The 13,403-nt window shown below is 70.1% G+C and carries 11 protein-coding genes; 10 read left to right on the plus strand and 1 reads right to left on the minus strand.

Going from position 1 to position 13,403, the window contains the following annotated elements; all coding sequences use genetic code 11:
• The first annotated feature begins 19 nt into the window (after window positions 1–19).
• From ald to ACWF7A_RS38775, 6 genes are all read left to right on the plus strand, one after another.
• Window positions 20–1,090, plus strand: coding sequence for an alanine dehydrogenase (gene ald, locus ACWF7A_RS38750; RefSeq protein WP_452255475.1), 1,071 nt, complete (start codon window positions 20–22; stop codon window positions 1,088–1,090).
• Complete coding sequence (xerD, locus tag ACWF7A_RS38755; protein ID WP_452255476.1) at window positions 1,087–1,974, plus strand: site-specific tyrosine recombinase XerD; 888 nt, start codon at window positions 1,087–1,089, stop codon at window positions 1,972–1,974. The genes ald and xerD overlap by 4 nt, the downstream gene beginning before the upstream one ends.
• Before the next feature lie 24 nt (window positions 1,975–1,998).
• Complete coding sequence (locus tag ACWF7A_RS38760; RefSeq protein WP_452255477.1) at window positions 1,999–2,328, plus strand: ArsR/SmtB family transcription factor; 330 nt, start codon at window positions 1,999–2,001, stop codon at window positions 2,326–2,328.
• Between the two features lie 101 nt (window positions 2,329–2,429).
• Entirely contained in the window at window positions 2,430–3,353 is a 924-nt protein-coding gene (locus ACWF7A_RS38765) for a ParA family protein (protein ID WP_452255478.1), read from the plus strand.
• The gene (locus ACWF7A_RS38770) at window positions 3,350–3,670 is read left to right on the plus strand and encodes a hypothetical protein (protein ID WP_452255479.1); all 321 of its coding nucleotides are present in this window, start codon (window positions 3,350–3,352) and stop codon (window positions 3,668–3,670) included. The genes ACWF7A_RS38765 and ACWF7A_RS38770 overlap by 4 nt, the downstream gene beginning before the upstream one ends.
• Window positions 3,667–4,500, plus strand: coding sequence for a segregation and condensation protein A (locus tag ACWF7A_RS38775; RefSeq protein ID WP_452255480.1), 834 nt, complete (start codon window positions 3,667–3,669; stop codon window positions 4,498–4,500). The genes ACWF7A_RS38770 and ACWF7A_RS38775 overlap by 4 nt, the downstream gene beginning before the upstream one ends.
• A gap of 63 nt (window positions 4,501–4,563) precedes the next feature.
• On the opposite strand, the gene ACWF7A_RS38780 is transcribed toward ACWF7A_RS38775, so the two are convergent.
• Entirely contained in the window at window positions 4,564–5,742 is a 1,179-nt protein-coding gene (locus tag ACWF7A_RS38780) for an RNA-guided endonuclease InsQ/TnpB family protein (protein WP_452255481.1), read from the minus strand.
• Window positions 5,743–5,837: 95 nt separating this feature from the next.
• Between ACWF7A_RS38780 and scpB the strand changes: the two genes are divergently transcribed.
• From scpB to ACWF7A_RS38800, 4 genes are all read left to right on the plus strand, one after another.
• Window positions 5,838–6,815 (plus strand): SMC-Scp complex subunit ScpB, encoded by a 978-nt coding sequence (scpB, locus tag ACWF7A_RS38785; RefSeq protein ID WP_452255482.1) that lies wholly within the window; start codon window positions 5,838–5,840, stop codon window positions 6,813–6,815.
• Window positions 6,808–7,542, plus strand: coding sequence for a pseudouridine synthase (locus tag ACWF7A_RS38790; RefSeq protein ID WP_452255483.1), 735 nt, complete (start codon window positions 6,808–6,810; stop codon window positions 7,540–7,542). Before scpB ends, ACWF7A_RS38790 begins: the two co-directional genes overlap by 8 nt.
• Window positions 7,543–7,711: 169 nt before the next feature.
• Window positions 7,712–10,453, plus strand: a complete 2,742-nt coding sequence (locus ACWF7A_RS38795) for an nSTAND1 domain-containing NTPase (RefSeq protein WP_452255484.1) — start codon at window positions 7,712–7,714, stop codon at window positions 10,451–10,453.
• 182 nt (window positions 10,454–10,635) lie between these two features.
• The gene (locus tag ACWF7A_RS38800; RefSeq protein WP_452255485.1) at window positions 10,636–13,350 is read left to right on the plus strand and encodes an nSTAND1 domain-containing NTPase; all 2,715 of its coding nucleotides are present in this window, start codon (window positions 10,636–10,638) and stop codon (window positions 13,348–13,350) included.
• The last annotated feature ends 53 nt before the right edge of the window (window positions 13,351–13,403 follow it).

Genomic DNA, 13,403 nt, shown 5'->3' on the forward strand with positions numbered 1-13,403 from the left:
TCGGGAATACGCTGCGACGATGTTGGTCGGTGTCCCAAAGGAGATCAAGAACCACGAGTACCGCGTGGCCATGACCCCCGCCGGGGTGATCGAGCTGGTGCGCCGCGGGCACTCCGTGGTCGTCGAGCACGACGCCGGCGCGGGCTCGTCGTTCCCCGACCCCGAGTACGTGGCGGCGGGCGCGCGGATCGCAGGTTCGGCCGACGAGGTGTGGGGCGCCGCGGAGCTGGTGCTGAAGGTCAAGGAGCCGATCGAGGCCGAGTACCACCGCATGCGCCGCGATCAGGTGCTGTTCACCTACCTGCACCTGGCGGCGTCGCCGTCGTGCACCGCGGCGGTCGCGGCGTCCGGGATCACCGCCATCGCGTACGAGACCGTGCAGCTCGCGGACGGGTCGTTGCCGTTGCTGGCGCCGATGAGCGAGATCGCCGGGCGGATGGCCGCGCAGGTCGGTGCGCACTGCCTGGAACGCGCGCAGGGCGAGCGCGGTGTGCTGCTGGGCGGTGCCCCCGGAGTCGCCGCGAGCAAGGTCGCGGTGATCGGCGCGGGCGTGGCCGGGATGAACGCGGCGACGATGGCCGTCGGCATGCAGGCCGAGGTGATCGTGCTCGACACCAACGTCAACCGGTTGCGGCAGATCGACTTCACCTACCGCGGGCACCTGCAGACCATCGCGTCGAACGTCTACGAGGTCGAGAAGGCCTGTCGCTGGGCGGATCTGGTCGTCGGCGCCGTGCTGGTGCCGGGTGCGAAGGCGCCGAAGCTCGTCAGCAACGACCTGGTGTCGCGGATGCGGCCGGGCAGCGTGCTCGTCGACATCGCGGTCGACCAGGGAGGCTGTTTCGAGGACACGAGGCCGACCACGCACGACGCGCCGACGTACCGCGTGCACGACTCCGTGTTCTACTGCGTCGCGAACATGCCCGGTGCCGTGCCGAACACGTCGACGTACGCGCTCACGAACGTGACGCTGCCGTACGTCATCGCGTTGGCGGACAAGGGTTTCGAACGTGCGGTCGCCGAGGACCCGGCTTTGGCGAAGGGCGTCAACGCCACGGCCGGGGAGATCGTCCTGGAAGGGCTGGCGTGATTTCTGAGTTGGTGGCGACCTATCTCGACCACCTCGCCGTGGAACGCGGCACCGCCCGCAACACGCTCGACTCCTACACCCGGGACCTGCGCCGCTACACCGAACACCTGGAATCGCTCGGTGTCACGGACTTGGGTGCCGTGACGGAGATCCAGGTGAGTGAGTTCCTGGCCGTGCTGCGCGAGAGCGGGCTCGCTACGTCTTCTGCCGCAAGGACGTTGGTCGCCGTGCGCGGTCTGCACCGTTTCGCACACCGTGAAGGTGTTGTGCCGCATGACGTCGCACGGGCCGTTCATCCGCCCTCGCCTCCGAAGAGGCTGCCGAAAGCATTGCCCATCAATGATGTTCTGACGCTGCTCGACACCGTGGGGAACCTCAGGGACAAAGCCCTTCTGGAGTTGCTGTACTCGACGGGAGCCCGCATCTCCGAGGTGGTCGGGCTCGACGTGGACGACATCGACGCGACCGAACGCACCGTGCTGCTCGACGGCAAGGGCGGCAAGCAGCGGCTCGTCCCGGTCGGGCGGCCGGCGTTGGCCGCGGTGGACGCGTACCTGGTCCGGGCGCGGCCCGCGCTGGCGGCGAAAGGCCGTGGCACGCCCGCGTTGTTCCTGAACGCGCGCGGCGGGAGGCTCTCGCGGCAGAGCGCGTGGACGGTGCTGAAGACCGCCGCGGAGGAGGCCGGGATCAGCGCCGCGGTGTCCCCTCACACGTTGCGACATTCGTTCGCCACCCATCTGCTCGAAGGGGGTGCTGACGTTCGGGTGGTGCAGGAACTCCTCGGGCACGCATCCGTTACGACCACTCAGGTGTACACACTGGTAACCGTTACGACTTTGAGGGAGGTCTACGCAACTGCCCACCCCAGAGCCACTGGAACATGAGGCTTCCACGGGTACGGTGGGCAGGTGCCGAACTTGGACGAGCCGTCCCCACAGGCCATCGATCTAGCCGCTGTGCTGCACGCGCTGAGTGACCCGACGAGGCTCGCGGTCGTGCGCCAGATCCAGTCGAGCGGCGAGCGGCTGTGCGGGGCCTTCGAGGTTGACGTAGCGAAGTCGACCCTCTCCCAGCACCTGCGCGTGTTGCGCGAAGCCGGCATCACACGAACACGATGCCGCGGCAACCAGCGCTGGGTCTCACTGCGTCGCGATGACCTGGACTTCCTCTTCCCGGGCCTGCTCGACGTGGTGCTGACAGCCGCAGACAGGCGAACACGAACGGATGTCACCGTCTAACTCAGTCTTGACAAACACCGGCGAGGCGCGTTGCCGCTCGCACGGGTGCGGCCTAGGCTGCGCCCCGAGAGACGACTACGACCAGTGAGGGAACGCCAGCCATGTCGACACCGGAGCACGTTTTCGCGCCCCGTGCCGATCTGAACCTGGCCCCGCACGCCGCGCCGGTGGACGACGTCGCCCACGAGCAGGTCGACGGAATCGGTCCGACCGGCCGCCCGCGCCGTCACATCCCGGACCCGCCGCCGCTGCTGCACCACGGCCCGGCGAAGATCCTGGCCGTCTGCAACCAGAAGGGCGGCGTCGGCAAGACGACGACGACCATCAACCTGGGCGCGGCGCTGGCCGAGTACGGCCGCCGCGTGCTGCTCGTCGACTTCGATCCGCAGGGCGCGCTCTCGGTGGGCCTCGGCGTGCACCCGCACCAGCTCGAGACCACGATCTACAACGTGATCATGGAGAACGACACCGCCGTTCCCGACGTGATCCGCAAGACCATGGTCGACGACATGGACCTGCTGCCGAGCAACATCGACCTGTCGGCGGCGGAGATCCAGCTCGTGTCGGAGGTGGGCCGCGAGCACACGCTCGTGCGCACCCTTCGTCCCGTGATCGACCACTACGACTACGTGCTGGTCGACTGCCAGCCCTCGCTCGGCCTGCTCACGGTGAACGCCCTCGCGGCCGCGGACGGTGTGCTGATCCCGCTGGAGTGCGAGTTCTTCTCGCTGCGCGGGGTGGCGCTGCTCATCGACACCATCGAGAAGGTCAAGGAACGCTTGAACCCCAAGCTCAACATCACCGGCATCCTCGCCACGATGTACGACCCGCGCACGCTGCACTCGCGCGAGGTCATGGCTCGCGTCGTCGAGGCGTTCGGCGAGATCGTGTTCGACTCGGTCATCAACCGCACGGTGCGCTTCCCGGAGACCACCGTGGCAGGCGAGCCGATCACCCGCTGGGCGCCGCGATCCGCCGGTGCCAACGCCTACCGCGCGCTGGCTCGCGAGGTGATCGCCCGGTGAACCGTCGCCCGTCACTGCCCGGGGCGGCGGAGCTCTTCCGGCTGACCGCCGCACCCGCCACCGAGGTCTCGTCCTCGGAGGAGGCCCCGCAGCAGCGCCGCGGCTCCGGCCGCACCAAGCACACCACGAAGATCACGGTCTACGTGTCCGACGAGGAACTGATGGCGCTGGAGCAGGCGCGGCTCGCGCTGCGCGGGTCCCACGGCCTGGGCGTCGACCGCGGCCGGGTGGTGCGCGAGGCGATCGCCATCGTGCTGGACGACCTCGAGACGCACGGGGACGCGTCGTTGCTGGTACGCAGGTTGCGCGAGCAGTGACCGAGGAAGCTCCTGCTGAAGTTGCTGCTCCGGACGATGGCAAGTTCAAGGTCAGGCTCACGAACTTCGAGGGTCCGTTCGACCTGCTGCTGCAGCTGATCTCGCAGCACACGCTCGACGTGACCGAGGTGGCCCTGCACACGGTCACCGACGACTTCATCGCGCACCTGCGCGGAATGGGCGACAAGTGGGACCTCGACGAGACCACCGAGTTCCTCGTCATCGCCGCCACGCTGCTCGACCTGAAGGCCGCCCGCCTGCTGCCCACCGGTGACGTCGAGGACGAGGACGACCTCGCGTTGCTCGAAGCACGCGACCTCCTGTTCGCCCGGCTGCTGCAGTACCGCGCGTACAAGCAGGTCGCGGCCCTGTTCGCCGAGCTGGAACAGGGCGCGTACCGCCGCTACCCGCGTTCGGTGTCGCTGGAACCGCGCTTCGAGGGCCTGCTGCCCGAGGTGATGCTGGGCGTCACGCCCGACAGGTTCGCCCTGATCGCGGCCGCCGCCTTCCGCCCGAAGCAGAAGCGCACGCTCTCGGTCGACCACATCCACCAGCACCGCGTGTCGATCCGCGAGACCGCGGACGTGCTGCGCGCCTTCATGATCGAGAAGGGCACCGCGTCGTTCTCGGAGATCGTCGCCGAGTGCACCGAGACCATGGAGGTCGTGGCGCGGTTCCTCGCGCTGCTGGAGCTCTACCGCGAGAAGTCGCTGGCCTTCGAGCAGGAGGACCCGCTCGGGCCGCTGCAGGTGACGTGGGTCGGCGGGACGTTGCAGGACGCGCAGGCGCAAGTGCATGCCGGCGATGAGGACGAGGACTACGGCGGTTGACTTTCTTCCTCGCCTGATCGGCAGGGAAGCCCATCGGGCTCGCGCCCGGCAGTTCCTGTTTCTTCACCCTTCGCAGGGAGGTTGTGACGGTTGCCTCACCGGTTCGTGCCGGGTCGGTCCTACACCGTCTCCACAGGCTGTGACCGCCAGCCCGGCGGCCAAGATGTTTTTCGCCGCGTTCACGTCACGATCCTGGATCGCGCCGCATCGGCACGCCCAGGTCCGAACGCTCAGCGGCATCGAACTGGTCAGCGTCCCGCAGGCCGAGCAGGCTTTGCTCGACGGGAACCACCGATCGATCGCGATCACTTCCCGGCCGTACCACGCGGCTTTGTATTCCAGCATGGACCGCAGCTGCGACCACGACGCGTCGGATATGGCACGCGCCAGTCGGCCACGGAGCATGCCGGAAACGTTCAAGTCCTCGATCACGATCGTTTGGTTCTCGCGAACGAGTCGAGTACTGAGCTTCTGCAGGAAGTCGCGCCGTTGATCGGTGATACGGGCGTATGCGCGCGCGACCCTGCGACGCGCCTTTTCCCGGTTGGCAGAACCCCTCTGCTTACGAGCCAGGGCACGTTGCGCTCTGGCGAGCCGCTGCCGGTTCTTTCTTTCGTGCCGTGGGTTGGTGATCTTTTCTCCGTTGGAGAGCGTGACCAACGCCGTCAGACCCGCGTCGACGCCCACAGCTCGAGTTGTGGGCACGTGGTGGTCTACAACAGTCTCCACCAGGATCGACACGAACCAGCGTCCGGCACTGTCCCTGGACACGGTGACAGTCGACGGTTCGACGCCTTCCGGAAGTGGCCGGGACCACCTGATCGCCAGTGGTTCAGGCAACTTCGCCAACAGCAGTCGGCCATCGCGCCAGCGAAACGCAGAGCGCGTGTACTCCGCCGAAGCCCGGGATTTCTTGCGCGACTTGAAACGCGGATGACGCGCACGTCGGGCGGAGAAATGACTGAATGCGCTCTGCAGGTGCCGCAACGTCTGCTGCAGCGGGACGCTGGACACCTCGCTCAGGAACGCCAGACCCTCGGTCTTCTTCCAGGCCGTGAGCATGGCCGAAGTGTCGCCATAGCTAATGAGCCGCCGTTCGTGTGCCCACGCCTCGGCGCGTGCCTCCAGAGCCTTGTTGTAGACCAGGCGCACACACCCGAACGTGCGCGACAGCTCGGTTGCTTGTGCGACGGTCGGATAGAAGCGGTATTTGAACGCCCGCTTCACTGGCCCCTTGCTCACGGTTTACATTCTTGCAGGCAACGATCTGGGGCAGATTCCGAGGGATCTGCCGGCTCCTGGTCATCAGGCTGGGATTTCCTCCAATTGGAGTTTCGATGAGCGAGCCACTGGTCGGGCCGGACGCGGCGGAGATCGAGAAGCCGGGACCGGCGTTCGACGGGGGCGAGGGCGCGGAGCCCGAGGTCGCGGAGCCCGAGGTCGCCACCGACGAGCCCGCTGACGCCGCCCTGTCCGACGCGGCCCCCGCGCCCGTCGTGCTCGACGGAGCCGCGATCGCCGCGGCGCTCACGCCCAAGGCCCGCAAGTCCGAGCGCAGGTCCGGGCGCAAGGCCGCGAAGCCCGAACCCGAGTCGGACGCCGCCCTCGACGACGCCGCGCCCGCCCCGGTCGTGCTCGACGAGCCCCACGAGCCCCACGAGCCCGAGGTTCCCGAGACCTCCGAAGCCGACGCCGAGGACGCCGCCGCCCTGGAGGCCCAGCTCCTCGCCGCCGCCCCCGACGAGGCCATCGAGGACAGCGGCCTGCCCGACCTCACCGACGACGCCGTCTTCGAGGCCGCGATCGAGTCGGTCCTGCTCGTCGTCGACAGCCCGATCGCCGAGGACGCCCTCGGCAGCGCGCTGGAGCAGCCGGTGAAGCGAGTCAAGCAGGCACTCCGTAGACTCTCCACCCGGTACACCGAGTCCGGCAGCGGCATCGACCTGCGCAGGGCGGGGGACGGCTGGCGGTTCTACACGCGAGACCGCTTCGCCCCGTTCGTGGAGAAGTTGCTGCTCGACGGCCAGCGCGCGAAACTCACCCGCGCGGCTCTGGAGACGCTCGCGGTGATCGCCTACCGGCAGCCCGTCACGAGGGCGCGGATCGCGGCGGTTCGCGGCGTCAACGTGGACGGTGTGATCCGGACCCTGGTCGCACGGGGGCTCATCGAGGAGACGGGCACCGACAGCGACACGGGTGGGATCCTGTACCGCACGACCGAACTGTTCCTGGAGCGGTTGGGGCTGTCCTCTCTGAGCGACCTGCCGCCAATCGCCCCGCTGCTGCCCGAAGTGGATGCGATCGACGATGTCTGAGAACGAGGGCGTGCGCCTGCAGAAGGTGCTCGCGCAGGCGGGGATCGCCTCGCGCCGCGCTTCCGAAGAGCTGATCGAGCAGGGGCGGGTGCAGGTCGACGGCAAGGTCGTGACCGAGCAGGGGCGGCGGATCGACCCCGAGACCGCGGTCGTGCACGTCGACGGGCTGCGGGTGCAGATCCGCGAGGACGTCGTCACGATCGCGCTCAACAAGCCGTACGGGATGCTCTCCACGATGGAGGACGACCTGGGCCGCCCGTGCGTGGGCGACCTGGTGCGCAACCGCAAGGAGCGGCTCTTCCACGTCGGGCGTCTCGACGCCGAGACCGAGGGCCTGCTGCTGCTCACGAACGACGGCGAGCTCGCGCACCGGTTGATGCACCCGAGCTACAACGTCAAGAAGACCTACCTCGCCGAGGTCCCCGGCCCGGTCGAGAAGGGTCTCAACAAGAAGCTCAAGGCGGGCATCGAGCTGGAGGACGGACCGGTCAAGGTCGACTCCTTCAAGCTCATCAGCGCCGTGCCCGGCAAGGCGCTGGTCGAGATCGTGCTGCACGAGGGTCGCAAACACATCGTCCGCCGTCTCATGGAGACCGCCGGGTACCCGGTGCAGTCGCTCGTCCGCGTCGCGGTCGGCGATGTCTCGCTCGGCAACCAGCGTCCCGGTTCGATGCGGGTGCTGAACCGCCAGGAGGTCGGCGGGCTGTACAAGCTCGTCGGTCTCTGATCGAACGCTGAACCCCGCACGCCCCTCCAGCCCCCACAGCCGGAGGGGCGAACTGCGGTGAACGCTCATCCACCTTGCGACGAGAACGCTACGGCGACGACGTTGTAAGGGGTCGGAAGTGGGCATTGAACAACAAGGTGTAGACAACCGGTCTCAGGGGGAGATCGACATGCCACGCACCGAACGTCCGCTGGAGTGCGAGGACACCGAGCTCGGCCGGTTCGCGGCCGACCTCAGGAGACTGCGCGAGAAGGCGGGCACACCGTCCTACCGCGTGCTCGCGTCACGCGCGCACTACTCGGCGGCGACGCTGTCCGACGCGGCCGGTGGCAAGAAGCTCCCGAGCCTCGCGGTCACGCTCGCCTACGTCGTCGCCTGCGAGGGCGACGAGCAGGAGTGGGAACGGCGCTGGCGCGACATCGCGGCCCCGCCGGAGCCGACGGGTGAAGCGCCGTACGTGGGCCTCAAGGCGTTCCAGGAAGAGGACGCCGACCGGTTCCACGGTCGCGAGAAGCTCACGGCGAAGCTGCTCGACCTCACCCGCACCCGCCCGTTCGCCGGTGTCTTCGGCGCGAGCGGTTCGGGCAAGTCGTCGCTGCTGCGCGCCGGGCTGATGCCGCACCTGCGGCAGGCGTTGATCTTCACGCCCGGTGCCCACCCGCTCGACGAGTGCGCCGTCCGCCTCGCGCAGGTCACCGGGCATTCCGCGGTGGTCGTGCGCAGCGAGCTCACCGACCCCACGGCGCTGGGTCTGATGATCCGGCAGCACGACGAGGACCTGGTCCTGGTCGTCGACCAGTTCGAGGAGGTCTTCACCCTCGCGGGCCCCGAGCAGCGCGACTGGTTCGTGCAGGCCCTGATGAGCGCCCCGCACGTGGTCATCGGTGTGCGGGCCGACTTCTACGGCCACGTCGGCCGCCACCCGGACCTGGTCGAGGCGCTGGAGGGCGGTCAGCTCCTCGTCGGGCCTCTGACCACGGACGAGCTGCGCCGCGCCATCGTCGAACCGGCCCAGCACGTCGGTGCCACCGTCGAGTCCGCCCTGGTCACGCGTCTGGTCGCCGACGTCGTGGGCCAGGCCGCCGCCCTGCCGCTCGTCCAGCACGCGCTGGTCGAGACGTGGCACCGCCGGCGCGGCATGACGCTCTCGCTCGTCGGCTACGAGGAGGCGGGCGGGGTCGAGCACGCCATCGCGCGCACCGCGGAGTCCGTGTACGAGCAGCTCACCGAGGAGCAGCGGCGGACCACCAGACGGACGTTCCTGCGGTTGATCGCCCTGGGCGACGGCACCGAGGACACGAAGCGCCGCGCGAACAGGGAAGCCCTCGACGCCGAGGTCCTGGAACGTCTGGCGAACGCCCGCCTGGTCACACTCACCGAGCAGCACGCCGAGCTCACGCACGAGGCGTTGATCCGCTCGTGGCCGCGCCTGCGCGACTGGATCGCCGAGGACCGCGAGGCGTTGCGCGCGCACCACCGGCTCACCGAGGCCGCGCACGAGTGGAAGGGCGACACCGACCTCCTCTACAAGGGCGCGCGCCTGGCCCAGGCCGAGGAGCTGAGCGCGGACTCGCTGACCGAGCCCGAACGCGCGTTCCTCGCCGCGAGCCAGGCGGAGGGCCGTCGCCGCGTCCGTCGCGCCCGTGCGGTCATCGGCGTCCTCTCGGTGCTCGTGCTGCTGCTGGCGGGCACCGCGGTGTTCGCGGTCACCAAGACCCAGGAAGCGACACGGCAACGCAACGACGCCCTGGTCGGCCGAGCCGTGGCGGAGGTGATGCGGCTGGTTCCGTCGAATCGGGAACAGTCCGCACGTCTCGCTCTCGCCGCGTACGCCGTGATGCCCGGCCCTCTGACGCGGGACGCGATGCTGAACGCCGACGCGGCCAGGCTGGCGAGGTCGGTGTCGTCGAGGTCCGGGCCCGGCGGGGCGATGCTCGCGATGCCGACGGAGGGCGACCTGCTCGTCGCCGCGGACGCCAGGGGACCCGCGAAGGTGGTGAGCAGGACCAACGCGAGTGTGACGTCCCCGGGAATGGGGAGCAGGGTCGTGTACGTCCTGCTCAGCGACGACGACCGGCGGCTGTTCACGACCGAGGAGTCGGGGGAGACCGGCATCTGGGACCTCACCGACCCGATGCTCCCGAAGCAGCTCGGCGCGCTGCCCCGCCCCGAGCACTGGAGCGGGTTCAGCATCAACCGCGACGGCACCCTGGCCGTCACGGTCGAGATGCTCGGCCGTGGCTCGCGTGCGCGGGCGTCCGTCTGGGACCTGCGGGACCCGGCACGTCCGGTGGAGACCCGGCTGCCGGGGGACGCGGTGCTGAGTGCCGCCATGGCCCCGACCGGCCGTGAGGTCGTGCTGCTGGTGCGCGACGGTTCCACCGAGACCGCGGAGGCGCAGGTCTGGGCCATCGCCGACGGCGAACCGCGGGTGCGCACGAGGACGGTGGTGCCCGCCAGGACTCTCGGCGTGGAGATCGCCTACAGCGGGCGCCTGATGGCGGTGCGGACGCAGCACGAGATCGTCGTCTGGGACGTGTCCGGTGCCCGGCCGCAGGAGTGGGCGAAGGTGCCGCGGCTGCCCGGCGACATGATCGCGTTCGCCTTCAGCCCGGACGACCGGCAGCTCGCGGTGCTCGGCCAGTCCACCTACGACGCCTGGGACATCGGGGAGAAGGGCGACGCGGTCGTCGCGGGCTCGTTCGGCGGCTTCCGCGGACCGGCGACCGGACTGCGCTACCGGGCGAGGGAGAAGACCTTCGGCATGATCGACGCGGGTCCTGCCACCTGGGAGCTGAGCACCGACGTCGAGAAGGTCCGGCGCGGGCTCTGCCGCGAGCCGAACGTCGTGCTGTCCGACGACGAGTGGCAGCGCCACTTCCCCGGTGTGGACCGCGTTCCCGTCTGCTGACTGCTCGAGGGTGCGTGAGCCGTGGGTGGCACGTGCGCGGGCCACCCACGGCCACTCCGGCGCCGGTTCGGGGCGCGAGCACCGGGTCTTCCCCGTAGTTGCGTCCAGGTCGACGTTAGGGCGAACGGGTTGTTCACGGTCATGTGTTGGCCGCTGAACAAAGTTCTCTGAACAATGACGGGATGCCGAGACGGGAACGCCCTCTCGACGAGGGCGAGAGCGGTCTCCTGCGGTTCGCGGCGGATCTGCGCCGGCTGCGGGAGCGTGCGGGCAGCCCCACCTACCGGGAACTGAGCCGGCGGGCGCACTACTCGGCGGCGGCGTTGTCGGAGGCGGCCGGCGGGCGCAAGCTGCCGAGCCTCGCGGTGACCAAGGCGTACGCCAAGGCCTGCGACGCCGATCCGGAGGAGTGGGCGCGGCGGTGGCGGGCCGTCGTCGAGTCGGAACCCCATGCCGCCGAAGACAGTCCGTACGTCGGGCTCGCGATGTTCCAGCCCGACGACGCACCGAAGTTCTTCGGACGCGAGCGGTTGACGGCGGAGCTGCTCGGCACGAAGAACCGCCTCACCGGTGTGTTCGGACCGTCCGGTGTGGGCAAGTCCTCGTTGCTGCGCGCGGGTTTGATCGCCCGCACGCGCGAACCCGTGCTGCTGTTCACGCCCGGCGCGAACCCCGTGGAGGAGTGCGCGCTCGCGCTCGCCCGGCTCACCGGTGGCGAGGCGGTCGCGCTCGCCGACGCCCTGTCGGACCCGGCCGAACTCCGGCGCAGGCACGGACATCTCGTGGTCGTGGACCAGTTCGAGGAGCTGTTCACGTTGTGCCGCAACGAGGAGCTCCGCCAGTGGTTGATCACGGCACTCCTCGGCTGCTCGAAGGTCGTCCTCGGCGTCCGCGCCGACTACTACGGACACTGCGCGCGCCACCCCGATCTGGTCGAGGCGCTCGAAGGCTCCCAGCTCCTCGTCGGTCCCATGACGCCCGACGAGCTCCGGCTCGCCATCACCGAACCCGCCGCGGTCGTCGGGGCCAAGGTCGAGACCTCCCTGCTGGCGAGGCTCATGGCGGACGCGGTGGGGCAGGCCGCGGTGCTGCCGTTGCTGTCGCACGCGCTCGCGCAGACCTGGCAGCACCGGCGCGGCATGACGCTGACCCTCGCCGGGTACGAGGAGGTCGGCGGTCTCGACCACGCCGTCGCCCGCACCGCGCAGGACGTGTTCGACGGCCTCTCGCCGGAAGGGCGGGAGCAGGCGAAGCGGATCCTGCTGCGGCTCGTCACCGCCGACGACACCAAACGCCGCGTGCACCACGCCGAGCTGGAAGCCGACGACGAGGTGTTGTTCGCACTGGCCGCCGCACGGCTCGTCGTGATCGACCGCGACGGCGTCGAGCTGGCGCACGAGGCCCTGATCCGCGGCTGGCCCACGTTCCAGCGCTGGGTCGAGGAGGACCGCGCGAACATCAAGGCGCAGCGCGAGCTCACGCACGCCACGCAGACCTGGGAGTCGCTCGACCACGACGCCGGCGCGCTGTGGCGGGGCCGCCGTCTCGCGAACGTCCCGGAAGGACTGTCGCTCAACGCCGGGGAACGCGCGTTCCTCGCCGCGAGCCTGGCCGCGGAGCGGGAGGTCTCGGCCAGCGCCCGGAGACGCACCCGCCGTCAACGCCAGCTGCTCGCCGCGCTCGTCGCCCTCGTGGTCGTCGCCGCCACCTCCACCGTCTTCGCGCTGCGGGCGAGCATCGCCGCCGACGAGCAACGCGCCAACGCCGCCGTGCTGAGCGCCGTCGGGGAGGCCGCCGCACTGCGGTCCACGAACCCCGCCCTGGCCCAGCAGGTCGCGCTCGCCGCCTACCAGCTCGTGCCGCTGCCCCAGGCGCGCAACGGGTTGCGGCAGGAGGACGTGCCGTCCCAGGTGCTGCGCGAGGCCCAGACCGAGGTCACCGCGCTCGTCGTCGGCCCGACCCAGCAGCAGGTCGCCACCGGGCACAGCGACGGCACGGTCGTGCTGACGGCGCTGGACGACCTGCCGTCCCCGCGCACCTCGTACGACGCGACGAGGCACGCCACCGCCGTCACCGCGCTCGCGATGGACTCGACCGGCGGCCTCATAGCGTCCGCCGCCGAGGACGGCACCGTGCACGTCGTCGACGTCTCTCTCGGCAAGCCCCGCGAACTGGCCGTGCCTCCCGTGCGCGCCACCGCGATCGCCTGGCAGGGCAGCACTCTCGTCACCACCGATGCGGACGGCGCGCTGAGCTTCTGGACCGACCTGCGCCGCGAACGCCCGAGGCTCCTCACCACCGTCCAGCTCGGTCTCGGTCCGCTGGAGGGCATGTCGTTCCGCCCGGACGGCCAGGTGCTCGCCGCCGTCACCACCGGCCACGCCGTGCACCTGGCCGACGTGACCGACCCGCGCGACGTCAAGCTCCTGTCGCTGACCAGGGAGTTCGCCGGCAGCGCCCAGTTCGCCGGCGCGGGCGAGCTCATGACCACCGCGGGCACGACCGTCCACCTCTGGGACACCACCGACCCGCGCGCCCCGGTCCTGCGCGCCGCGATCCGGTCCGGCGGAGGCGAGGTCACGTCCGCCCGGCTCGGCGCGGGCCGGGTCGCGATCGCCACCGATGACGGCCTGGTGCGCCTCTGGCGGCTCGGTGATGGCGAACCGGTCGAGCAGGCCCTGCTGCGCGGGCACACCGGGCCGGTCACCGCGGTCGGCCTGACGCCCCAGGGCGACGACGTCGTCACGGGCGGTGCGGACCGGGCGGTGCGGCTGTGGAACGCCGACCCGCGCGACCCGGCGGTGCGGATCTGCGAGCAGGCCTTTCCCCGGATGAGCGGCGAGGAATGGGAGCAGTACTTCGCCGGAATCGACTTCACGCCGCCGTGCCGCGACTGAAGCCGCAGGTCCTCCCAGGTGGAACGATCACGAAGAGCAGGTCGGGGTGGTGG

It is taken from the genome of Lentzea sp. NPDC055074 (genome assembly GCF_053608005.1).